Raw genomic sequence first — 22,743 nt, 5'->3', positions numbered from 1 at the left:
CCTCGCCGACCGCCTCCACCCGGATCGTCGGCGTCCGCCGAACATAGGGCGCCAGCCGCGCGGCCGCCGCCTCGATCTCCGCGAGGCCGATCATGATGTCATTCTCCGAGTGTGGGGAGCGGCGGACGAGGATGAGAGCGCCGCATCAGGGCAGGGTGAGCCGGCAGGATATCATGATCGGCGGCTGTCCCAGCAAGCGGGGACGGTGCCGGACCTCCCGCGGCACGCATTTCGGCAGCGGTCCTGAAACGCCCGACCGCCGGGCCGGGCGCGACCGCCGCAGCGTCCGGCTGAAGCCGTGGCCGGTTGCCGGCTTCAGCGCGGCCGGGTCTGATCGCGGATCGCGGCGAGGGCGCGCTGCGCGTCGCGCGAGCCGGTCGAGGCGAGCGCGACGAAGATGCGCTTCGCCTCGTCGAGCCGGCGCAGATGGAAATAGCTCCAGCCGCGCATCATCAGGAGGTCGTTGCGCTCCGCCGCGACCTCGGCGCGCGCGTCGAGATGGAAGAGGGTCTCGACATAGCGGCCGTCATTATAGGCGCCGATCGCGCGCTGGGCGAGGATGGCGGCGGAGAGTTCGCTCCGCCGGCCGGCGCTCTGCGGCGCTTCCGCCGCGGCGGTCGCCGCGAGATCGGTGAGCCCGGCGCGCAGATAAGCGAGGCTCTTGCCATAGGCGGCGTCGCGCCGCGTGGTCTCGCCGCCGGCTGCGCCAGCGGCGGCGAAAGCGTCGGCCGCCTCGATCGGCCGGTCGAGATCGAGCAGGCACCAGCCGCGGTCGAGCGCGCCGCGGCCTCCGCAGGACCCGCGCGCGGCGGGCGCCGCGGGCGCAGCGCGCGGTGTGGCCGGGGCGGGCGGTTCGGCAGCGGCGAACGCGGCCTCCTCCTCCGGTGCGTCGGGAGCGGGGCGCGCGACGGCCGCCGGCGGGGCGGCGCGGCGCGCGGCACGGCCTCCGCCGAGTTCGGCGATGCGGGGCGAGCGAACGGACCAGGCGGCGACGATCGATGCGAGTCCGGCGCGGTCGCCGAGCTTCTGGCGGGCGAGGGCGAGGCCGAAGGCGGCCGGCTCGGCATCGGCCTGCCAGCCGAGCGCCGTCTCGAACCATTGCGCGGCGGCGCGCGTCTGGCCGATCCGGTAGGCGTACCAGCCGAACTCCTCCGCCCCCGGCGCATCCTTCGCCGCGGTGACGGCGCTCGCCATCCGGCTCATCACGTCGGGGGCGAGCCGGGTCGGCGGCTCGAGCGCGAGCAGGCTCGCGGCGGCGATCAGATAGGCGGCGCGGTTGTCGTCGCCCGCGTCGCGGAAGGGCGCGGCCGCGGCCTCGGCGTCCGCCGGCCGCTTGAGGGCGTTCAGGGTGAGTGCGCGGCCGCGTCCGATCTCGGCATTGTCGCCCTTCGTTCGGGCGATCTCGAACCAGCGCAGCGCCTCGTCCGGCTGGCTGCGGCGGAAGAAATACCAGCCGAGAAGGATGGCATCGTCGGGCGCGGTCTCCGCCCTCGCGAGGGTCTCGACCCGCTCGCGGTCGGCATCGGAGACCGTGAGGGTCGGGTCCGTCGCGGCGCGGCTGAGGCCACGGCGGGCGATGTCGTCGCGCACCGCCTCGAATTCTCCCTTGCCGTCCGGGCCGCGCCGCTCGAGCGCCAGCAGACCGGCGAACTCGGCCTCGGACAGCAGCGGCAGCGCCTTCTGCACGGTGGCGAGCCGCTCGGCGGGTTCCTGGCAGTTGCGCAGGACGTAGGTGTAGACATCCCGGGCGCGGCCCGTGCGGTCGGTTTTCGCGAAGGCTTCCGCGACGCGCCAGAGCACGTCGATCTCCGCGCAGGTGAGAAGACTGGGCGTCGCCGCCGCCACCGTCACCACCGTGTTCCACTGCTGGTTGTCGGAGGCGTTGACGAGACGCTCGCGCGCCTCCGCAACATCGAGCCGGGTCAGCAGGTCGGCCGGCGGCTGCCATTGCGGGTCGCGCGTCTGGCGTGCGGCGATCGCGGCGCGGACCTCGGCATAGCGCTGCTCGCCATAGAGCCGCCACATCCGGTCGAGTTCGGCATCGCGGATCGGCGCGGGGCTCGTCAGGTCGTCGGGCGGAACCCAGTCGGGATAGAGCGCGCGCAGCCGGGCGATCTCGCGCGCCAGCCGCTCCTGATCGCCGTTGCGGGCGAAATAGCGCAGGGCCGTCTCGTCGACCGCCGGCTCGGCGGAAGGGGCGGCCGGCTCGTCCGGCGCGGGCGGCGACGGCGCCACGGGCGGATTTGCGGCGGACGGCGCGGGCGCGATGGTCGCCTGCGCCATGATGACCGGCGGCAGCGAGCCGCGCAGCGATGCGGTGACGATCGGCTGCGTCTCGCCGAGCGCGGCCCGGGCGGGCGAGACGGCCGCCGGCTCGCCGTGCTCGAGATAGAGCGCGAGCGCACCGCCGCAGACGGCGGAGGCGAGCGCGAGGGCGAGCGGGCGGCGCGTCACAGGCATTGCGGATGTCTCTCGCGCAGATAGGCGAGCGAAAGCAGGTGCAGCGTCGAGGGGTAGTAGAGCGTCGGCGCGAAACTCTCGAGCGCGTCCGGCATCTTGCGTCCGTCGAGGATGCAGCCGAGCACCGCACCGACCGCGGCATAGCCCGGCTCGCCGAGCGCCTCCTTCGGCTTCCCGGTCGTGACGTCGACGACCGCCGGGCCGGCCTCGGCGGCGGCCCGGAACGGGCCGAGGAGATCGGCATCGGTCTCGCCGGCGCGGGCGAGATAGAGCGGGATGCGGAAGGCGTTGTAGCCGTAGACCGGGTCGAAGCCCTTCGCGGGCGAGACCTTTCCGTCCCGGTAGTCGATCCAGTCGGTCGGCAGGCGCGTTTCGCCGAAGCGTGCGGCGGCGACGAGCCCGCGGCCGCTCCGCCCGAGCGCGGCCCAGTCCGTCGCGGCATCGAGCCGGGCGAGCACCGGCAGCGCCTCGAACACGAAGTATGAGAGATTGAGGATGAGCCTGTCCTTCTCCGACCGCTCGTCGAACCCCTCGACGCCGGGCAGGAGCAGCGGAACGCCGTTCCGCTCGATCACAACCGCCCGGCCGATCGAGGCGGCGAGGCGAGCGCCGGCCTGCCTATAGCGCGGCTCGGCCCAGCCTTCGCCCGCGAGGCCGAGGGCATAGGCGATCAGGATGTCGCCGTCGCTCGCATTGTTGCGGTCGGTGACGTGCGGCGTCGTCGCCGGGTCCCAGCGCCAGAAGGCGAGTCCGTCGTCGCGCAGCAGGAGCTGGGTCCGGGTGAAGAACCAGATCGATTCGAAACTCGCCCGGTCGTTCGCCGCATAGGCGAGGATGAGGCCATAGCCCTGGCTCTCGCTATGGCTGATGCCGCCATTGCCGTCGTCGATCACCCGTCCGCCCGGGTCGACGAAGCGGTCGCGATAGGCGGCCCACTCCGCCGCGGTGACGGTGTCCTTCACGGTGAGCTCCTCGGCCTCGACGGCCGAGGCCGAGGCGAAGAGCAGCGCGGCGCAGAGCGCGAGCCTCATCCCTGTCTCCCGATCCGGCGCAGGAGGAAGGCCGTCATCGCGCCGAGTATCGCGCACATCAGCACGAGCGCCACGGCGTAGACGAGAATATTGCTCGACAGCCAGTTCGCCGCGATCATCCGCAGATTGCCGACAGAGCGGTCGGTGAGCGGCAGGAAGGTCACGGCAGCGGCGGGGGCGGTTTCGATCGTGTCGGTCGCCGCCGCATAGGTGGCGAGACGGCCGTCGATGTCGCGCCAGCGGTCCTCGCGCGTCGCGGCCGCCATCGCGTCGGCGAGAAGGTCTTCCGACGGGGCGGCGAAGACCGTCCAGACGCCGTCGCCCGTCGGCGCTGCGGCCTGGGCGATGACGAGGCTCGTCTCCCGCGCCGGCGCATAGGGCGGAGCCTCGGGGGCTCGCAGGCGGAGTTCCGAGAGTGAGATGTCGAAGGTGCGCTGCAGCCAGTCCTCGAAGGAACTGACCTGACCCTGCCAGCCGCCGCCGCCCGACAGCCGGTCGCGCCAGCGGTCGAACACCTGCTCGGTGTCCGCAGGAGGTGCCGCTCTCTCGGTGGCCTGTTCCGTCGCTCGCGTTGGCACCTGGCCGGCCGGCTCGCGCCAGTCCGTCCGCGCGCTCTCGGCGATCCGCGTCGCCTGGAGCGCGACGGGCGGCGTCTGCGCGGCCGCGCCGACGAACAGCGCCATCGAGCGCGGCGCGGCCGAGGCACTCGTCTCCGCGACGGGTACGATCCGGCCGGCCTGGAGCGCCAGCCGGCCGAGCAGTGTCGCCGCGGCGGAGATCACCTGCGGGCTATGGCGGCCGAGCACCAGCGAGACGGGCTCGACGCTCGGACCATAGGGATATCCGGTGCCCGAAAGCGCGGCGAGATCGGGGGTGCGGGCCGCCCGGGCAAAGGCGGGCATATGGAACTCGGTCGTGTCGAACAGCACGAAGCGGCTGTCGTCGGTCGCGGCGGCATCCGGGGCGCAGGCCTCGTCGGCCGCGGTGTCGAGATTGGCTTCGATGGTGACGTGGTTGATGCCGGGCGTGAAGTGGCGGAGCGGAATCGGCACGGGATAGTGCCGGAAGATGCCGCCGCGCCGGCCGATGATGCGCGTCGTGGCGGCGATGTGGCCGTTCACATAGACGTCGAGATGGCTCGCCGGCCGCACCGCCTCCGTGAAGGCGGCGTCGAGCAGCAACGCCGCCTCGCCATAGGCCGCCGCATAGAAGTCGGCGGTGACGGCGACGGCGAAGGTCGTGCTGAAGCGGCGACCCGAGAACTCCGTCGTCCGCACCCCGAGGGCGGAGAGCGGCACGGTCTGCTCGCCCCGGAACAGCCGCACCGGCGGTGATTCCCAGCTCGCCGTGTCGAGCGTCTCGCGCAGTGCCGTGGCCGGCCGGTCGATACGACTGACCAGCGCCTCCACCGCATTGGCGATGTCGCCTTGCCGCGGTCCGGAGATCAGGAGCACCGCGCGGCCGAGATCGGGCCGGTCGAGAAAGGTGGTGACGGTCGTGCTCTGCGCGTCACGGCCCTCCGGTCCGACGAGGCCGGCGAGCTCCTCGGCGGTGCCCAGCAGCACTGTGAGAGTTCCGTGGCCGCCGCCCGGCGGCGGTGCGTCGAGCACTTCGACGCGGATATTCGGGAAGCCGCCGAGCAGGGCCAGCGACTGCGCGAGCGGCCAGATATGAGCCGCGGCGGCGCTCCGCTGCGCGCCGGGGGCCACGATCGCGATCGTGGTGAGGCCGGTGCCGTCGAAGCCGACCGCGGCGAGTTCGTCGATCGAGCGCGGCCGCAACTCGGCGGCGGAGCCGGCGAAGCTCAGATGGCTGCGGCTGCCGTCGATCTCCGTCCACAGCTCATAGGTCGACGGGATGGTGCAGTCGGTGCGATGGCGTTGCGCCGCCTCGAGCCGAAAGACGTTGGCGCCCGGCTGGAGCACACCGGACGGAAGGTCGGCCGTCAGCAGGCCGGTGGTCTCAGGCGCGGAAATCGGCGCGTCGATCACCGTCTGATCGTTGAGCACGAGCCGCAGGCGGGAGCGCTCGGGCATCACGAGCACCGCATTGCGATAGGCGAGGGTGACCGAAGCGGCGGCCGCCGCCTCCTCCTCGGTGACGAAGAGGGTCCAGCTGCGCCCCGCCATCTCGCCCTCGAACCGGACGGAGCCGAAGGGCAGCAGGGAGCGTTCGTCGGCCTCCGTTGCGGCCGGCTGCGGCCCGGCCGCGGGTTCCGGCACGGTCGCCTCGGGCGGCGCCGGTGCGGGTGGCGGGGCCTCGGGGGGAACGGGCGCCGGTATCGCGGGTGCCGTCGACGGCCCGGGGGCCGGCGCGGCGGCGGGCGGGGGGTCGGGCGGGGTCGGCGCGACGGCCGCGGGTGGGATCGGCTGCGGGGACGGCGCCTGCCCCGGCGGCGCCGGACGAGGCGCGAGGGGGGCGGGCAGGGCGCCCCGTTCGGGCGTCATGTCGAAAGGCTGCTGCGCCGCGGAGGGCGGAGCCGACGCGGCGAGCAGGAGCGCGAGGAGCCGGAACGCCGCTCTCATCGCCCGCCGGCCTCCGCCGCGGGATCGGCCGCGGGCCGCGCGGGCCTCAGCATCCGCGCGTAATAGGTGAGGCCGCGGCCGGTCTGGAACAGCGCGGTGCGCAGGAACCACACCGTGCCGCGCAGGATACCCGGATTGACGCGACGATTGTTCTGGATCCGCGTCCACACATCGGAATTGGCGAAGACGAGATCGGCGATCTTCGAGTAGTCCTTCGTCTCGGCGGGGCGGTACTGCACACGCAGCATGGCGCCATTGTCGGTGCGGTCGACGGCCCGGATCTCGACCGGCAGTTCGAGCGCCGGTCCGCCATCGTGCGGGCTGAAACGGATCCGCGCTATGGCGCCGCGCGGCACGCCCGCATCGGCGGCGATACCGACCCGGGCACCGCCGACCGAAACATCCTCGATCACCGCCGGCAGCACGCGGTCGCCGTGCAGCAACTCGGCGCGGCGCTGCACCGGCACGCGCTGGCTCGCGCGGCTCTCCGCCCGCTCGGAAACCACGCCGAGCGCACACCCCGCCATCAAGAGGTTGAAGATGTTCCAGGCGCCGACGACCATCGTCACATCGGCCTTGTACGGCTCGGTCAGCGTGCGCCAGACCGTCATCGCCACAGCGCCCGACAGCAACAGGAAGATCAGGAAGAACGGCGTGCCGAGCTCCGAAACGAAGCTGCGGTCGAGCGATTCGTTCTTCGCCGTCACCTTGAAGGTGGGCTTTCGCGGGTTGAGGAAAACCGAGATGACCGCCGGCAGAAGATAGACGGACTGCACGAACTCGTAGAGCTCGGATACCCAAGGCCAACGATAGCGCCCGTAGAGATAGTTCTGCATCATCATATTCACGATCATATACGAGAACGTATAGGACATGAATTCCGCGCCGGAGGCGATGAAGATCTCGAGATCGAAGAAGAGATAGCCGAGAGGGGCGAGCAGAAAGGCCCAGCGCGTGAACGGGAAAAGCCAGAACAGCGTGCTCGACATATAGCAGAGGCGCTGCGGCAGCGAGAGGCCGCGCTTGAGCGGCGGGACGCGGAGCCGCAGGATCTGCATCATGCCCTGGGCCCAGCGGCTGCGCTGGCCGATGAAGCTCGTGAAGGTCGCGGGTTGCAGGCCGGCGATCAGCGGCTTGTCGACATAGACGCTGTGCCAGCCCTTGGCGTGCAGTTCGAGCGCCGTCTCGGCGTCCTCGGTGATCGAGACGCCGCTGAAACCCTTCGTCGTGACGAGCGCTTCGCGCCGCAAGACGGCCGCCGAACCGCAGAAGAAGGAGGCGTCCCATTTGTCGAGGCCGCGCTGGATGATGCCGTAGAACATGTCGTTCTCGGACGGCATCCGGTCGAAGGTCTTGAGGTTCCGCTCGATCGGGTCCGGATTGAGGAAGAAGTGCGGCGTCTGGACGAGGAAGAGCTTGGGGTCGCGGCGGAAATAGCCGACCGTGCGGAGCAGGAAGTCGCGCGCCGGAGCGTGATCGGCATCGAAGACGCAGACGAGTTCGCCCGTCGAATGGGCGAGGCCGTTGTTGAGATTGCCCGCTTTGGCGTGCTGGTTGCGGTCGCGCGTCAGGTAGCGTGCGCCGAGCGATTCGCAGAGCGCCTCGAGGGTGCGCCGCCGCTCGATCGCTTCCGCGGCGGAGCGGATGTCGGTCGCCTCGCGCTTCTGCCGCGTGCCGCCGTCGTCGAGCAGCCAGACGGTGAACTTGTCCTTCGGATATTCCATCGCCATCGCCGCGGCGACGGTCATGGCGAGCAGCTCCGGCTCCTCGTTATAGGTCGGCACGAAGACGTCGACGGTCGGCAGGTCCTCGTCCTGCGGGGACACGACGAGATCGCGCGAGGGCAGCGGCGCCGACACGACGAACAGGCTGATGCCGAGCATCAACACGTTGTACATCTCGGCGAGATAGAGCATCAGGCCGGGGATGAAGTCTTCCGGCTGGTTGATCGGCGGCAGCGTGCTCGTCGTGCGCCAGTAGACATAGCGCAGCACGATGGACGTGCCGAGCGCGAGTGCGACCTGCCGCCAGATGCCGCCGAAGTTGAAGAACTTCAGGACGATCATTGCCCCGACGACGATCGTTCCGGCGACGAGATGAGCCTGCAGATTGATCGGCAGCGTGATCATGACGATCACGACGAGGGCGGCGAGGCCCCAGAGCAGAGCGTTGACGAACCGCATGCCGGCCTCCCGCCGCGATCAGACGGACGCGCGCAGGCGCGCCGCCCGGGGGTTGCGCGGACCCGCCGGATGGTTCGGTCGGCCGGAGGCGGCCGCGGCGTTCGGGGCGCTGTTCACGGTGTGCCCCCCGGCAGAGGCACGACCTCGAAGTCTTGATAGCGCTCCGATGCCGCCCCCGGCGCTGCGGGCGCGGCTGCCGATGGCGACGGCGCGACGGCCGCGGACGAGCCGGCCGGCATGGGGACGTCGGGATAGCCTTGCATCGGCGCGTCGGCGGGTGCTGCGGCGGCTGCCGTCCTCCGCCGCGGTGCCGCGGCAGCGGGTGCAGGCGCGATCGCGCCGGTGACGGTCGCGTCGGGCAGCATCACCGCGCCGGCCCGGCCGAAATCCGCGGCGAGCGGCGGCGGGTCGCCATAGGGGTTCCAGCCCGGCGCGCGCAGATAGCTGTTGATGGTGAAGCCCGCCATCACCGCGACGAGGTCCTGCTCGGTGGCGTCCGGATCGCAGATGCGCAGCCGGATCGCCAGCGTGCCGCGGCGGGCGAACAGCGTATCGTCGAGATCGGGCGCCCGGATCCGCTGCCAGCCATAGAAGCACAGATCGCGGGCCGCGGAGCGCCCGGTCGCGTAGCCGAATGCGCCGTAGCGGTTCTGCGCGTAATAGGGCGAGACGGACATCGCGACGCCGGGGACCGCGGCGCGCATGTCGCGCGCCACCGCGCCGATGTCGACCGGCGGATTGCCGGCGGTGTTTTCAGGCCCGGTCGAGGCGGCGACCGGGCCGAACACGGTCACCGTCATGCGGTTCTCGCCCGGCGTGCGGGAGCGGTTGCCGAGGATGATCTCCTGCCGGTGCGCGTTGGCGAGCTCCGTCGCGACGATGCCGACAATGCCCGGGCCACCGGGCGGCAGGTCGACCATCGCCTGTTCGGGCGCGACACGGGAGGCGAGCCGGCCGCTTTCGACCGGCACGACGCTGGTGCAGCCGGCGAGGAGGAGGGCGGAGAGGGCGATCGCGCAACGGCGCAGGCCGACGCCGGCCGCAAGGCCGCGCCGTCCTCCTTCGCACCCCGTCTCGTCCCATCCGTACATGAGCCGATGTTCACCCGCGTATGGTTAAGTCGCGGTTAAGTCTCGATTCGCCGCTCCGTTCGACCCGGCTCGCGGGTCGTCCCCCGTCGCTTTCGCTCCACCCGAGCGGAACTCACCTGCCAGTGGTGCATTCCGTTCGACAGGTCCGCGCGGCTTCCGAGGGGAATGCCGTGCGCCAGCGATGAGGGGACGGCAAGGATGGAGGGGGGCGCCACGCTTCCAGCGCAGGTCTATTGCGGGCCGGCGCCGACGCCGGCAGGCCTCGCATGGGCATGGAACGGGGATCCGTTCGCCATCGCCTTCGGCCTCCTCCTCGCGGGTGTCGTGCTGCCGCGGGCGCAGGCGCGCCGCGCGCCGCTCCTCCTCGCGCTCGGGCTCCTCGCCATCCTCTACCTCTCGCCGCTCTGCGCGCTCACCGCGGCGCTCTTCTCGGCCCGTGTTCTGCACCATGTCGTGCTGGTCGCCGTCGTCGCGCCGCTCCTCGCGCTCGCCCTGCCGCAGCGCGGCCGGACCGTGCCGCTCGGCCTTCTGGTCGCGCTGCACACCGCGACCCTATGGCTCTCTCACGTTCCGGCCGTCTATGACGTCGCGATCCGCGGGGCGGCGGGCTACTGGCTGATGCAGGCGGGCCTCGTCGCCACCGGCTGGCTCGTCTGGCGGGCCGTGCTCGCGGAGCGCACGCCGCCGCTCGCCGCCGTGTTCGGCCTCTTCACCCTGACCGTCCAGATGGGCCTGCTCGGTGCCTTGATCACCTTCGCGCCGGCCGCGCTCTACACGGCCCATTTTGCCACGACAGCCGCGTTCGCATTGACGCCGCTCGAGGACCAGCAGCTCGCCGGGCTCGTCATGTGGGTTCCGGCGGCGTTGCCCTATCTCGCCGTCGCGCTCTGGCGAATCGGCAGGGCGCTTTCCGGCGATCGCCCCGCCCCGGCGGCCGAGCGGCCATGATCCTGCTGAAAACGGTCCATCTCACCACGATCGCCCTGTGGGCGGCGGCGCTCGTCTGTCTGCCCGGCCTCTATGTCCAGCGCACCCGGCTTTCCGACGGACCGACGCTGCACCGGCTGCAGGCGACCGTCCGCTTCGTCTATGTGGCACTGATGTCGCCGGCCGCCTTCCTCGCCATCGCGAGCGGCACGGCGCTGATCTTCGTGCGCGAGGTGTTTGCGCCCTGGTTTGCCGCGAAGCTCCTGCTCGTCGGCCTGCTCGTCATGGCCCATGTGCTGACCGGGCTCGTCATCGTCCGGCTGTTCGACGAGCGTTTCGTCTATCCGCCCTGGCGGTTCGTCCTTACGACGGTCGTCACGCTGGCGATCGTCACCGGCATCCTGACGCTCGTTCTCGCCAAGCCGGACCTGCCCGACCTCGCACCGGAGGTGCTGCGCGAGCCCGGCGGCCTGTCGCGGCTCGTCGAGCGGCTCACTGGTCTTCCGACACGATGAGGCCGACACCGTGATCGAAGACGAGCTTGCCGCCATGCCAGCCCGCAAGGGCCGTGAAGAGCGCGCCGAGGACGGAAAGCATCAGCCCCATCGGCAGCACCGCCGCCTCATGGTCTTCGAGCCGGATGCCCCAGTTGAGGCCGGCGATCGAGACGAGCGTCATCGCCGCCACGGCGTGGGTCCAGCTCGCGACACGCAGCCGGATGCCGCGCACCAGCAACAGTTCCGCCGTGCCGACGAGACCGGCCGCGACGCCGAAGGCGAAGCCGAAGCCGGCCGCCCACAGCCCGGCCCGCGCCCAGAACGGATCGCCCCACCACCAGTAGAAGACGTCGCAGCCGAGCGTCGCGATGACGAGGGCGATCGGGAAATGCACGCTCATCGCATGCAGCGGATGGCCGGCGACAGCGACCGTCGAGGAGACATCCTCGGCGATCACCGCCTCGATGATCGGATTGGTCTTCTCGCCTTCGATCGAGCTCATCGCGCCTCTCTCTTTCCAGCGGAAAGCCGCGGAGGGCCGATCGGGTTCCGGCGCGATCGCCGCGCCCGCCGGCTTGCGGCGGTCTTTCTGGCGCCCTTGGCGCTCGCGGCGTGCGGCGGACCCTATTCGGCGCTCGCGCCCGCGGGGCCGGTCGCCGCGAATGTCGCGCTCCTGTGGTGGATCATGGCCGCCGGCGCGACCATCATCTTCCTCGCGGTGTTCGTCGCGCTCGCCATCGTCTGGCGGCGGCCGGCCCTCCTCGGCGCCGCGCCGGAGCGCCGGCTGATCCTGTGGGGCGGGCTCGCCCTGCCGGGCGCGATCCTCCTGCTCCTCCTCGCCGCCGCCTTCGTGCTCGGCGAGCGGCTCGTCGCGGCGGCGCGGGAGGACGAGGGCGCGATCGAGGTGATCGGGCGGCGCTGGGAATGGAGCTTCCGCTATCCGGGTGCGGCGGGCGCGGTGTCGACCGGCACGCTGCACATTCCGGCCGGCGAGGACGTCGCGTTCCGCGTCATCAGCGAGGATGTCATTCACGCCTTCTGGATCCCGCGGCTCGGCGGCAAGATCGACGCCATCCCCGGTCACGTCACCCGCATCCGGCTGCGCGCCGATGCGCCCGGTGTCTATGGCGGCGTGTGCGCGGAATTCTGCGGCACCGACCATGCCGCCATGTTCTTCCGCGTCGAGGCGCATCCGCCGGAGCGCTATGCGGACGTGCTCGCCGGCCTCGCACGGGAGACCGGCCAGTGACCGAGCGCATGACGGACCCCGACGCTCCTCCCGCAACGCCGACACCGCCGTCCGAACCGCCGCGGCTGTCGCCGATCCGCCTGCACAAGGCGCTCTCGGCCGCCTGGGGCACGCCGCCCGGCCTCGGCCGGCTGTCGGCGGTCAACCACACCGTGCTCGGCAAACGCTTCATCATCGCTGCCTTCGTCTTTTTCGCGATCGGTGGCGCGCTCGCCATGCTGATCCGTGTCCAGCTCGCCACCTCGGAGACCGCCTTCGTCGGACCGGACGTCTACAACCAGTTCTTCACGATGCACGGCAGCGTGATGATGTTCCTCTTCGCCATTCCGATGTTCGAGGGATTTGCGATCTACCTGCTGCCGAAGATGCTCGGCGCGCGAGACATGGCCTTTCCACGGCTCACCGCCTATGGCTTCTGGTGCTATGTCTTCGGCGGGGCGATCCTCGTCGCCGCGCTCGTCGCCGGCGTGGCGCCGAACGGCGGCTGGTTCATGTATACCCCGCTCACCTCCTCGACCTATACGCCGGGGATCAATTCCGACGTCTGGCTGCTCGGCGTCACCTTCGTCGAGATCTCGGCGCTCACCGCGGCGATCGAGATCACGGTGAGCGTGCTCAAGCTGCGCGCCCCCGGCATGTCGATCGACCGCATGCCGATCATGGCGTGGTATCTGCTGATCACCGCCTTCATGATGCTGTTCGGCTTCCCGCCGCTGATCCTCGGCTCGATCCTGCTCGAGCTCGAGCGGGCGGCGGACCTCCCCTTCTTCGACCCGCTGCGGGGCGGCGACCCGCTGCTCTGGCAGCATCTCTTCTGGCTGTTCGGCCATCCCGAGGTCTACATCATCTTCCTGCCCGCGGCGGGCGCGGTGTCGATGATGATCCCGACCTTCGCCCGGCACGAACTGGTCGGCTATCGCACCGTCGTCGTCGCCGTCATGGCCGTCGCCTTCCTCTCCTTCGGCCTCTGGGTGCACCACATGTTCACCGTGGGCATCCCGCATCTCGCGCTCGCCTTCTTCTCGGCGGCGAGCGGCCTCGTCGCCATTCCGACCGCGGTGCAGATCTTCGCCTGGCTCGGCACGATCGCCGCCGGCCGGCCGCGCTACGACGTGCCGATGCTCTATCTCGGCGGCTTTCTCGCCGTCTTCGTCATCGGCGGGCTGACCGGCGTCATGCTCGCCATGGTGCCGTTCAATTTCCAGGCGCACGACACCCATTTCGTCGTCGCGCATCTCCACTATGTGCTGGTCGGCGGCTTCGTCTTCCCGATGCTCGCCGCCACCTATTACTGGCTGCCGCACATCACCGGCCGCGCCTGCGAGCGGCGGCTCGCCGTGCCGGCCTTCTGGCTGATCTTCGTCGGGTTCAACCTCACCTTCTTCCTGATGCATCTGACGGGCCTCGCCGGCATGCCGCGCCGGGTCTGGACCTATCCGGAATCGGCCGGCTGGGACGGGCTCAACCTCCTCTCTTCGGTCGGCGGATTCCTGACGGCGATGGGTTTCGCGCTCTTCGTCATGGATATCGTCGTCCAGCTCCGCTTCGGCCGGCGCTTCCGGCGCAATCCGTGGCAGGCCCGGACGCTCGAATGGGCGACGCCGACGCCGCCGCCGGCCTATGCCTTCGCCGCGCTGCCGCGGATCGCCGACCGGGCGGACCGGCTCGACCCCGGCGCGATCGGCGTGGCGCTCGCCCGCGGCGAGGGCTATCTCGGCTTCGACCGCGATGGCCGGATGGAGACCCTTGCGGTGGAGATGGCGAGCGGCGCGCCGCAGCAGGTCGTCGTCCTGCCGAAGCCGACCTACCTGCCGCTCGCGACCGGCCTCGCCACGGGCGCGGTGGTGCTCGCTCTGCTCTTCAAGCTCTATCTGGTCGCATTGCTCGGCCTCGCCGCGACGCTCGCGCTGTTTCTCGCCTGGACGCCCAGTTGCGGCGCCCGGGCGGACAGCGGGCCGCTGCCGATCGGCATGGGGGAAACGGCGCCGCCGCATTGGGAGGCGGCGCGGCCGCCCTCCTGGTGGGCGATGGTCTTCACCCTCGCGGCGGATGCGACCCTTTTCGGCTCGCTTCTCTTCGGCGGCGTCTTTCTCGCCGTCGTCGGGCCGGCCGTGCCGGCGCCACCGATCGTCCTGCCGCCGGCCTTGCTGATCGGCGCCGGTGCGGCGCTCGTCGCAGGGGCCGCGGCGGCGGCCTTCGCCGTGCGGCGGCTCGTCGCCGGCCGTTCGCCGGCGGCAGCCCTTCTCGCGGCGCTCGTGCTCCCCCTCGCGGCGGTCGCGCTCCTCCTTCCCGTCATCGGCGGGCTCGGCGATCCGACCCTCCATGCGAGCCGGGCCGTCACCTTCGTGACGCTCGCCTATCTGATCCTGCACGCGCTGATCGCCGCGCTCTTCGCCGGCTTCGGCCTGTGGCGGATGCGGGCAGGCTTCCTCTCCGCCACGCGGAGCCTCGATCTGCGGCTCGGCGCCCTCTGGCACGGCTATTCCGCCGCGGCGGGCATTGCGGGCCTCGCCTTTCTCTGCGGGCTGTCGCTGCTCGGTGTGGTGCTGCCGGCGGTGCCGGGCGTCGAGGGAGGGCCCCCTTGAGAACCCGCCACCCGCTCGCGCTCGTCGCGCTCGCCGCCGGCTTCGGCCTCTGGCTCGCCGCCTTTATCCTTCTCTATGGCAGCCTGTCGGTCGGTTGCCGGCTCGGTTGGCACAGGATCGAACTGGCCGGTGGCCTCACCCTGCAGCGGGCGCAGCTCGTCGCGCTCTTCGCCGTCGCGGTGGCGGCGAGCGGGGGGCTCGCCGTCGCGCTGCGGCCCGTCCGCCCGGCCGATGAGCCCGCCGAGGGCTTCCTGCGGCCGGTCGCCTTCCGCGCGGCGGTGGCGGCGACGGCCGCGACCGTCGTCACCTTCGCCGCCGTGCTCGTCCTCACGACCTGTCGCTGAGGTCGGCGTCGCTCCAGGTGAGCACCGCGACCGGTGCCTCAGAAAGTGCCTGGTCGAGCCTCGCCGGCGCATCTCCGGCGCGTGCGTCGCGCAGGCCCTCGGCCGGCACGTCCTCCGGCAGGGCGAGGCGGAGGGGACCGTTTTCCTCCTCCGGTCCGAGCCGGCAGGCGACGAGCAGGCCCTCGCCGGCATGGCGGCGCAGGAAGGCGCAGATGCGCGCTGCGTTGGTGCCCTCGGCGAAGACCGGTTCGTAGGTGCCGTTCTCGAAGAGCGCGGGCGACCGGCGGCGCAGCGCGAGCAGGGCGGCGACGAGCCCTTGCTTCACGCCGTCCGGCGTCTCGCCCTCCTCGTCATTCGACGCGAGCGAGGCCGCGCGCCGCTCGAAATCGACCGGCCGGCGGTTGTCCGGATCGACCATGCCGAGGTCGAGCCGCTCGGCGCCCTGGTATATGTCGGGCACGCCCGGCAGGGTGAGCTTGAGCACGGTCTGGATCAGGCTGTTGCGCAGCCCGGCGGGCGCCAGCCGTTCGACGAACAACCCGACCGCGCCGAGAAAGCCGTCGTCACCGAGCGCCAGCCCGATGAAGGTCCGCACCGCCGCTTCATAGGCCTCGTTCGGCGCGACCCAGAAGCTCTCCTGCTTCGCTTCGCGGACCACCTTGATCATCGTCGTCTCGATGCGTTCCCGGAGCGCATCGATGGCGCCCGGGTCGGCGAGGATCGCGCTCGGATCGGCCGGCCAGGCGCCGACGAGGATCTGATAGAAGGCGTATTCGTCGTTGCGGCTGATCTGCGCCGCCTGCGGCGCCGCCGCAGCCCGCTCGTGCAGGGTCGCGCTCCAGCCTTCCACCACGGCCGCCCATTCGTCGCCCCGCTCCGACAGCGCGGCGAGCCGTGCACGGGCGTCCTCGCCGCGCTTGGTGTCGTGCGTCGAGGTGGCGAGCACGGCATGCGGATGAACCGCCGCGCGCCGGGCCACTGCCCTGTGGAAGGCGTCGACGCGCAGGCCGAAACGATCGGGATCGCCGCCGACCTCGTTGAGCGCGAGCAGCCGGTTGTAGCGATAGAAGGCGGTGTCCTCGCAGCCCTTCGCCATGACGGGCCCGCTATACTGCTGGATCCGCATCGCGGCGTCGCGGACCGCCTCGGGCGGATGGGTCCCGGCCGGCAGGGTGAGGGTCATCACCGCCGCGACGAAATCGAAGGCGGCCGGGTCGATCATCGGATGGCGGCGCCGGGCACGGCGGACCGCCTGGCCGATGACGCGGCGGTCCACTTCGGTCACCGGCCCCTCCGCGGCGACATAGCTCCGATAGACCGAAAACTCGGTGAGGATCGCGGCAACGGCCCGGCGGAGCGCGGCCGGTGCGAGGTCGACGGTGTCGGCCTCGGCCGCGGCGAGGGCGGCGAGACGCGCCGTGATGGTTGCGAGCTCGCTCGCCATCTCGTCACGCATGATCGCCTGCTTGCTCTCGCGCGCGATCTCGGCGAAGCCGCGGCTCTCGCCCGTGAAGCGGCGATAGGCCTCGGTGAGCGGCGTCTCGCCGGCCGGATCGATCATCAGGCCGAGCGCGAGATTGGCGAAGTCGTAGCCGGTCGTGCCGTCGACCCCCCAATCCTGCGGCAGCATCTCATCGGCCGAGAGGATCTTCTCGACGACGAGATAGATCGGCCGCGGGCTGGCCGCGCGCAGGCGGCGGCAATAGGAGGCGGGATCGAGCAGGCCATCGACATGATCGAGCCGCACGCCATGGACGATGCCCGCTTCGATCAGATCGAAGAGCAGCCGATGCGCGTCGGCGAAGACGGCGTCGTCCTCGATCCGGATCGCGGCGAGATCGCTGATATTGAAGAAGCGGCGATAGTTGATCTCGTCGGCGGCGAGGCGGAAATGCGCCGGGCGCCAGTGCTGCGCCGCGATCAGTGCCGCGAGGCGCGAGCCGCCGCGTTCCTCCCGCGCTTCGCCGTTCAGGGCGTCGAGATGACGCTCGATCGCCTCGCGCACCGGCTCGTCGGCGAGCCGCGCGGAGAGGGCGGCCTTAGCGGCCGCAGGGTCGCCATCCAGCCCCTCGGCAAACTCCGGGGGCAGGGCGTCGCGATAGGTCTCGGGTGCGAGCGGCAGCTTGTGCGCCTCGTGCGCCCAGACGGCGAGGCCGCCATCCTCCGCGTCGAGCCGGATCGTCAGCGCGCCGGAGCCGAGCGCCCGGCCATAAGGCTCGCCGAGAAAGGGCACGAGCACCCGGCCGTCATGACGCGACCAGTCGACATCGAACCAGCGCGCCGCTTCGGAGTCCCGTCCGCGCTCGAGCAGATCGAGCCACAGCGCGTTCCGGTCGCCGCCGACCCCCATATGATTGGGGACGAAATCGACGAGGAGGCGCATGCCGTGCGCGGCGAGCGTTTCCGACAGGCGCTCGAGGCCGGCCCGGCCGCCGAGGTCGGGACTCACCTCGTCGAAGCGCACGGCGTCGTAGCCATGCGTGCTGTCGCGCCGGGCGGTGAGGATCGGCGAGAGATAGAGATGGCTGATGCCGAGCTCGGCGAGATAGGGCGCGACGCGGGCCGCGTCGTCGAAGCCGAAGCGGCTTTCGAGCTGCAGGCGGTAGGTGGCGCGGGGGATTTGGCTGTCGGTCATCGGGGGGCCTCGGCGAGGGTCCAGAGCACGGAAGCGGGAGCGAGCCGGTCGCCGTCGAGGCGGCCTTCTGTCCAGAGCGACGTGCCGTGCGGGGGGCGGGGGAGGAGGACGGGCGCCGGACCGAGATTGGCGTGGAGGACGAGATCACCGCCGGCGAAGCGCCAGTCGACGCGGACCGCCTGCGGGCCGAGCACCTCGAACGTCCCGGCCGCCGCGAGCCCATCGGCGAGGAGCGGCACGATCGATCGTCGACGCAGGGCGAGAAGGTCGCGGCAGAAGGCGCGGTGTGCACGTGCCGCCTCCGTCTCCGCTTCGCTCCAGTCGAGTTTCGCGGCCAGGAAGGTCTCCTCGATGGTCGGATCGGGAATGCGCTCCCGGCTCTCCTCGTTCGAGAAGGCGGCGAAGTGGGCGAATTCCTTCCGCCGGCCGTTGCGGATCGCGTCGCGCATGCCCTCCTCGAAATCGCTGAAGAAGAGAAATGGCCGTTTCGAGCCCCATTCCTCGCCCATGAAGAGGAGCGGGATCTGCGGCAGGAGGAGCAGGAGCGCCGTCGCCGCCCGAACGGCGGCGGGATCGGCGAGCGCTGCGATCCGCTCGCCGAAGGCGCGGTTGCCGATCTGGTCGTGATTCTGCAGAAAGGCGATGAAGGCCGTCGGCGGCAGATGTCCGCTCGGCGCACCGCGGGCGCTGCCCCTGAAGGGCATCAGCTCGCCCTGGAAGCCGAAACCCTCGGCGAGCGCCCGGCCGAGCTTGGTCGTATCGCCGAGATAGTCGCCGTAATAGCCCTCGCCTTCGCCCGTCAGCGCGGTATGGAGGGCGTGATGGACGTCGTCGTTCCACTGGGCGCTATAGAGCCGCGCGACGCCCGTCTCGTCCCGCTCGAGCCAGCGCGGGTCGTTCTCCTCGTTCTCGACGATGAGATGCACCCTTCGGTCGGTTGTTCCGCGGACCTTTGTGGCGATCTCTTCAAGGATGTGCGGCGCACCCTCGTCGAGAAGGGCGTGCACGGCGTCGAGCCGCAGCCCGTCGATATGGTAGTCGGTGACCCAGCAGACCGCGCTCTCGATGATGAAGGCGCGCACCTCGTCGGCGTCATCGCCGCAGAAATTCACCGCCGCGCCCCAGGCCGTATGATGCTGTGGATCGAAGATCGGCGCGTAGAGGGGGAGATAGTTCCCTTCCGGCCCGAAGTGGTTGTAGACGACGTCGAGGATGACCTGCAGGCCGAGGCCGTGTGCGGCGTCCACGAACCGCATCAGATCTTCAGGCCGGCCGTAACGGGAGTCCGGGGCGAAAGGCAGCACGCCGTCATAGCCCCAGTTCCAGCGGCCTGGGAAATCGGCGATCGGCATCAATTCGATCGCCGTGACGCCGAGTTCGGCGAGCGCGGCGAGATGCGGGATGGCGGCGGCGAATGTGCCTTCCCCGGTGAAGGCGCCGACATGCAGCTCATAGATCACCGTCTCGGCCCAGCGCCGTCCGCGCCAGCCGGCATCGGTCCAGCCGAAGCCGGCGGTGTCGACCACTTCGCTCGGGCCGTGCACGTCCTCGGGTTGGTGCCGCGAGGCGGGATCGGGCACGGCGCTACCGTCCGCGAGCACGAATCGGTAGCGCGCGCCCGGACCGGCGCCGGCGGCGTCGAGGCCGTGCCAGCCGTCGGGGTGGCGGGTCATCGCCTGCGGCGCGCCGCCGTCCAGTTCGAGCCTGACCTCGTCCTGCAGCGGTGCCCAGAGGCGGAATTCGACGCCTCGCGAATGAAGCCGGGGGCCGAACCGACGGCCCGCTGCGGCCGGCGAGGCGGCTCCTGCAGCGGCCGGGTTGACGAAAGTGTCCAAGGGGGAGCCTCGCTCGCTCGAGAAGGCTCACCCAACGGCGCGTCGCGTCGGCCGGTTCCTGCACCGCAGCAAGATGGAGCGGCGCATGTGCAAGCCTGCGGCACGATTGCTCTGGGATCGCTGCGCTGCCGGGCGCATTGTCCCGGCAAAGCGCCCGCCACGGGCACCCCGCCACGAGTTCAAGGATCGCGCCGCCCTTGTCGCCCTCTGCCACACGCCCCCAGATACCCGGAGCGGTCCCGCTCCGGATCCTCACCTATAATGTTCATCGCTGTCTCGGCCTCGACCGGCGCTATTCGCCGCAGCGGATCGCGTCGGTGATCGCCGAGAGCGGCGCGGACGTGATCGCGCTGCAGGAGATCGACGCGCACCGGCCGCGCAGCGGCCATGTCGACCAGGCGATGGAGATCGCCGAGGCCCTGAAGATGCAGGTCCACTTCTTCCCGGCGCTCCGGCTCGAAGAGGAGCTCTATGGCGACGCCGTGCTGTCGACCTATCCGATGCGGCTCGTGAAGGCGGCCTCGCTGCCGCGCCCGCCCGGCCGGCTGTGGGAGGAGCGCGGCGCCTTGTGGGTCGAGATCGATCTCGGCGCCGCCCGGCTGCAGGTCGTGAACACCCATTTCGGCCTGCGCGACCGCGAGCGGCGGATGCAGGCGGAGGTGATCATGGGGCCGGAATGGTTCGCCCGGCCGGACATGCGGCCTCCGGCGGTGCTGCTCGGCGATTTCAACTCCGTGCCCGATTCCGCCGCCTATCGCCGGCTGACGACCGATTTGCGCGATGCGCAGCGTCTGATCGAGCGGCCGCCGCGGGCCACCTTTCCGACCCGCTTTCCCCTGCTGCGCCTCGATCACGTCTTTCTCTACGGCGACATCGCCGTGCGCGACGTGACGCTGCTCAGGAGCCGCACGGCGCGCATCGCCTCCGACCACGTGCCGCTCAGCGTCGACCTCACCATCCCCGCCGAGACAAAGGTCGCAGTGCCGGAAGGCATGGATATCGGCGCATGAGCGCCGCTGCGGATGCCTCCCCGAGCGGGCGCGCCGGGAAGCGGCTGCTGCGCTGGGGCATCGGCCTCGCCGCCGTGGCGCTCGGCGGCTTCCTGCTCTACCGGACGCTCGCCGGCTATTCCCTCGATGATCTGGTTGCGTCGGTGACAGGCCTGCCCGGCCCGCGGCTCGCCGGTGCCGCCGGCTTCGCCGCGGCGAGCTATCTCGCGCTCACCGTGTTCGACTTTCTGGCGCTCGGCTATGCCGGCCGGCCGCTGCCCTATCGCCAGGCTGCGCTCGCCTCCTTCTGCAGCCTGTCGCTCGGCCACAATATCGGCTTCGCGGGCTTGAGTTCGGGCGCCATCCGGTATCGCTTCTACGCCCGCTGGGGCCTCGATACGGAAGCCGTGGCGAAGGTCGTGCTGTTCTGCGGGGTCACCGTGGGGCTCGGCCTTTCGATGCTCGCCGGCATCGGGCTGGCGCTCGATCCGACGCTCGCCACCGATCTCGCCGGTCTTTCGACGGGCGTGGTCTATGCGATCGCCGCACTGTGCTGCCTGGTGCCGCTCGCCTATATCGGGCTCGCCGCCCGGCTGCGGCAGCCGCTCCGCATCCGGAGCTGGAGCTTCGCCATGCCCTCGGCCCGGCGCGCCGCAGCGCAGGTGGCGGTCGGCACGGTCAATTTCGCCCTCGTCGCCGCCTGTCTGCACCAGGTGCTGCAGGCCGTGGCCGAGCCTTCCTACGCCGATACCGTCTCCGCCTATGTGACGGCGAACGTCGCGACCCTCGTCACCCATGTGCCGGGTGGCGCGGGTGTCATCGAGACGGTGATCCAGCACATGCTGCCGGGCGCCCGGCTGATCGGCGCGCTGATCGCCTTCCGGGCGATCTATTTCCTCGCCCCGCTCGCGATCGGCAGCCTCGTCTTCGCCGTGGCCGAACTCGTCTTCCGCGGCCGTTCGGCTCAGCGCTGACGGCGGCGCCGCCGTTTCAGGAACCAGAGCGGCTCGAAGGGGCGCTTCGGATCGAAGATCGCCGTGCCCGGCATCGGCCGGCGGGGACCGCGCGGCGCGAGATCGCGGATCGAATCGAGCGTCCGCGGTCCGCCGGCCAGGGCGCGGATCGTCCCGGCGATCGAGCCGGTCGCGGCATGGGCGGATGCCACCTGCCGCGGCGTCGTGCCGAGATGTTCGGCGAGCAGCCGGTCGCGGAAGGCCGTAATCGCCGTGGCCTGGTCTTCCTCGGCGGCCTCCAGCGTGATGTCGAGTTCGGTATCGAGCCCGAGCGAACGGTTGTTCATGTTGGACGAGCCGATCCGCATCAGCCGGTCGTCGACGAGGATCAGCTTCGAGTGGACGAGAATCGCGGTCCGCCCGCTTTCGTCGGACACCATCGGCGAATGGATGTGGAAGCGGCCGAACCGATCGGCATCGACGAGCCGGCGGATCAGCCGGTCGCGATTCTCGCACATCACGAAACGCTCGAGCAGGCTGTGCGCGGACCGGCTGACGATGACGACGATCTCCGGTCCGTCGGGTTCGGCGAGCCGCTTGGCGACCTCCGCGCCGATCGGCGCAGCGCTGAAATATTGCGCCTCGATCAGGATGCTGCGCCGGGCCGCGCGGATGAGGTCGACCGTCATCCGCGCCGATTCGTGAGCCGCCTGTCGCTCGCCCCAGGCCGGCTGGGTGCGCGACAGGGCGAGCCGCAGGCCGCGGAACTCGACCGGCAGACCGGCGGGCCAGAGATCGGCCGCGCAGTCGCCTTTTTTGGACGGCGGTTCGCCCGTGCCCTGCCGCCAGCGCGTCTCGGCGAGACCGCACACGGCCTGCGCCGCCTCGCCGTCGACGAGCATGTGGAGATCGTGCACGGGCCCATAGAGATCGCCGTTCGGCAGGCGCCGGCGCGGATCTTCGGGCCGATGCTCGGGCGTGTCCCAGCGGTCGACGGTCAGGTCCATGCCGCCGACGAAGGCGAGCGCCCCGTCGATGCAGACGATCTTCTGATGGTGCGCGGCATAGATCGGATGGGTGGTGTCGAGCCGGACGCGGATGCGCGGATGGTCCTGCCAGGCCCCGCCGACCAGCAGTTCGCCGGGCGCGCTCGGGGCGTGCACGACGGCGACGCTCCAGACGAGGACGCGCACCTCGAGATCTTCGTTTTCCTCGACGAGCCGGCGCAGCAGCGGGCCGAGCGGAACCGCGTCGTCGCCCTCGCGGTCGGCACGGAGGCGGAGATGCCCGTCGAAATCCCAGCCGACGATGAGGATCGACCGCCGCGCGCCCCGCAGCGCCTCGTCGAGTGCGGCGAAATAGATGCAGCCGTCGACGAGCACGGTGGCGCGGTCGGCGGTCGCCACAGTGCAGCAATTCCGCCCCGGTTCGAACAGCGT

Annotated in this window: 16 protein-coding genes; 7 read left to right on the top strand and 9 right to left on the bottom strand. The window is 71.1% G+C overall.

What is annotated here, in order from left to right; translation table 11 throughout:
• Positions 1-315: 315 nt before the first annotated feature.
• From GGQ63_RS07055 to bcsN, 5 genes are all read right to left on the bottom strand, one after another.
• A complete protein-coding gene (locus GGQ63_RS07055; protein WP_183853963.1) occupies positions 316-2,460 on the bottom strand; it encodes a cellulose synthase in 2,145 nt (714 codons plus the stop codon).
• Entirely contained in the window at positions 2,451-3,491 is a 1,041-nt protein-coding gene (locus GGQ63_RS07050; protein ID WP_183853961.1) for a family 8 glycosyl hydrolase, read from the bottom strand. The genes GGQ63_RS07055 and GGQ63_RS07050 overlap by 10 nt, the downstream gene beginning before the upstream one ends.
• Complete coding sequence (locus tag GGQ63_RS07045; protein ID WP_183853959.1) at positions 3,488-5,713, bottom strand: cellulose biosynthesis cyclic di-GMP-binding regulatory protein BcsB; 2,226 nt, start codon at positions 5,711-5,713, stop codon at positions 3,488-3,490. Before GGQ63_RS07045 ends, GGQ63_RS07050 begins: the two co-directional genes overlap by 4 nt.
• A 299-nt stretch (positions 5,714-6,012) precedes the next feature.
• Positions 6,013-8,199 carry a UDP-forming cellulose synthase catalytic subunit gene (bcsA, locus tag GGQ63_RS07040; protein ID WP_183853957.1) on the bottom strand — a complete coding sequence of 729 codons (2,187 nt, stop codon included), beginning with the start codon at positions 8,197-8,199 and terminating at the stop codon, positions 6,013-6,015.
• A gap of 113 nt (positions 8,200-8,312) precedes the next feature.
• Entirely contained in the window at positions 8,313-9,290 is a 978-nt protein-coding gene (gene bcsN, locus GGQ63_RS07035; protein ID WP_183853955.1) for a cellulose biosynthesis protein BcsN, read from the bottom strand.
• A gap of 198 nt (positions 9,291-9,488) precedes the next feature.
• Between bcsN and GGQ63_RS07030 the strand changes: the two genes are divergently transcribed.
• Positions 9,489-10,238 (top strand): cytochrome c oxidase assembly protein, encoded by a 750-nt coding sequence (locus tag GGQ63_RS07030; RefSeq protein ID WP_183853952.1) that lies wholly within the window; start codon positions 9,489-9,491, stop codon positions 10,236-10,238.
• Positions 10,235-10,732, top strand: coding sequence for a CopD family protein (locus tag GGQ63_RS07025; RefSeq protein WP_183853950.1), 498 nt, complete (start codon positions 10,235-10,237; stop codon positions 10,730-10,732). Before GGQ63_RS07030 ends, GGQ63_RS07025 begins: the two co-directional genes overlap by 4 nt.
• Here the strand turns inward: GGQ63_RS07025 and GGQ63_RS07020 are convergent.
• Entirely contained in the window at positions 10,710-11,216 is a 507-nt protein-coding gene (locus GGQ63_RS07020) for a DUF2231 domain-containing protein (protein WP_183853948.1), read from the bottom strand. The genes GGQ63_RS07025 and GGQ63_RS07020 overlap by 23 nt on opposite strands.
• Before the next feature lie 96 nt (positions 11,217-11,312).
• Between GGQ63_RS07020 and coxB the strand changes: the two genes are divergently transcribed.
• The 3 genes from coxB to GGQ63_RS07005 are packed head-to-tail and all read left to right on the top strand — an operon-like array spanning position 11,313 to position 14,892.
• Positions 11,313-11,963, top strand: coding sequence for a cytochrome c oxidase subunit II (coxB, locus tag GGQ63_RS07015; RefSeq protein ID WP_246429639.1), 651 nt, complete (start codon positions 11,313-11,315; stop codon positions 11,961-11,963).
• A gap of 8 nt (positions 11,964-11,971) precedes the next feature.
• On the top strand, positions 11,972-14,548 hold the full coding sequence (ctaD, locus tag GGQ63_RS07010) for a cytochrome c oxidase subunit I (RefSeq protein ID WP_183853943.1): 2,577 nt from the start codon (positions 11,972-11,974) through the stop codon (positions 14,546-14,548).
• Positions 14,545-14,892 (top strand): hypothetical protein, encoded by a 348-nt coding sequence (locus GGQ63_RS07005; RefSeq protein WP_183853941.1) that lies wholly within the window; start codon positions 14,545-14,547, stop codon positions 14,890-14,892. Before ctaD ends, GGQ63_RS07005 begins: the two co-directional genes overlap by 4 nt.
• Here the strand turns inward: GGQ63_RS07005 and treY are convergent.
• Together treY and treZ are read right to left on the bottom strand one after the other, a co-directional pair.
• Complete coding sequence (gene treY, locus GGQ63_RS07000) at positions 14,876-17,527, bottom strand: malto-oligosyltrehalose synthase (protein ID WP_183853938.1); 2,652 nt, start codon at positions 17,525-17,527, stop codon at positions 14,876-14,878. The genes GGQ63_RS07005 and treY overlap by 17 nt on opposite strands.
• Positions 17,524-19,362, bottom strand: coding sequence for a malto-oligosyltrehalose trehalohydrolase (gene treZ, locus GGQ63_RS06995; protein ID WP_183853936.1), 1,839 nt, complete (start codon positions 19,360-19,362; stop codon positions 17,524-17,526). Before treZ ends, treY begins: the two co-directional genes overlap by 4 nt.
• Positions 19,363-19,559: 197 nt before the next feature.
• Between treZ and GGQ63_RS06990 the strand changes: the two genes are divergently transcribed.
• Together GGQ63_RS06990 and GGQ63_RS06985 are read left to right on the top strand one after the other, a co-directional pair.
• The gene (locus GGQ63_RS06990) at positions 19,560-20,372 is read left to right on the top strand and encodes an endonuclease/exonuclease/phosphatase family protein (RefSeq protein WP_210308404.1); all 813 of its coding nucleotides are present in this window, start codon (positions 19,560-19,562) and stop codon (positions 20,370-20,372) included.
• Entirely contained in the window at positions 20,369-21,325 is a 957-nt protein-coding gene (locus GGQ63_RS06985) for a lysylphosphatidylglycerol synthase transmembrane domain-containing protein (RefSeq protein WP_183853934.1), read from the top strand. The genes GGQ63_RS06990 and GGQ63_RS06985 overlap by 4 nt, the downstream gene beginning before the upstream one ends.
• Here GGQ63_RS06985 and GGQ63_RS06980 read toward each other — a convergent pair.
• Positions 21,316-22,710, bottom strand: a complete 1,395-nt coding sequence (locus GGQ63_RS06980) for a phospholipase D-like domain-containing protein (RefSeq protein WP_343061099.1) — start codon at positions 22,708-22,710, stop codon at positions 21,316-21,318. The two genes, GGQ63_RS06985 and GGQ63_RS06980, sit on opposite strands and share 10 nt — an antisense overlap.
• Positions 22,711-22,743: the final 33 nt, after the last annotated feature.

The sequence above is a fragment of the Prosthecomicrobium pneumaticum genome (assembly GCF_014199915.1).
Classification (GTDB): Bacteria; Pseudomonadota; Alphaproteobacteria; order Rhizobiales; family Kaistiaceae; genus Prosthecomicrobium; species Prosthecomicrobium pneumaticum.
The sequence above is the reverse complement of the archived record's forward strand: the minus strand, read 5'-3'. Positions and strand labels throughout refer to the sequence as shown.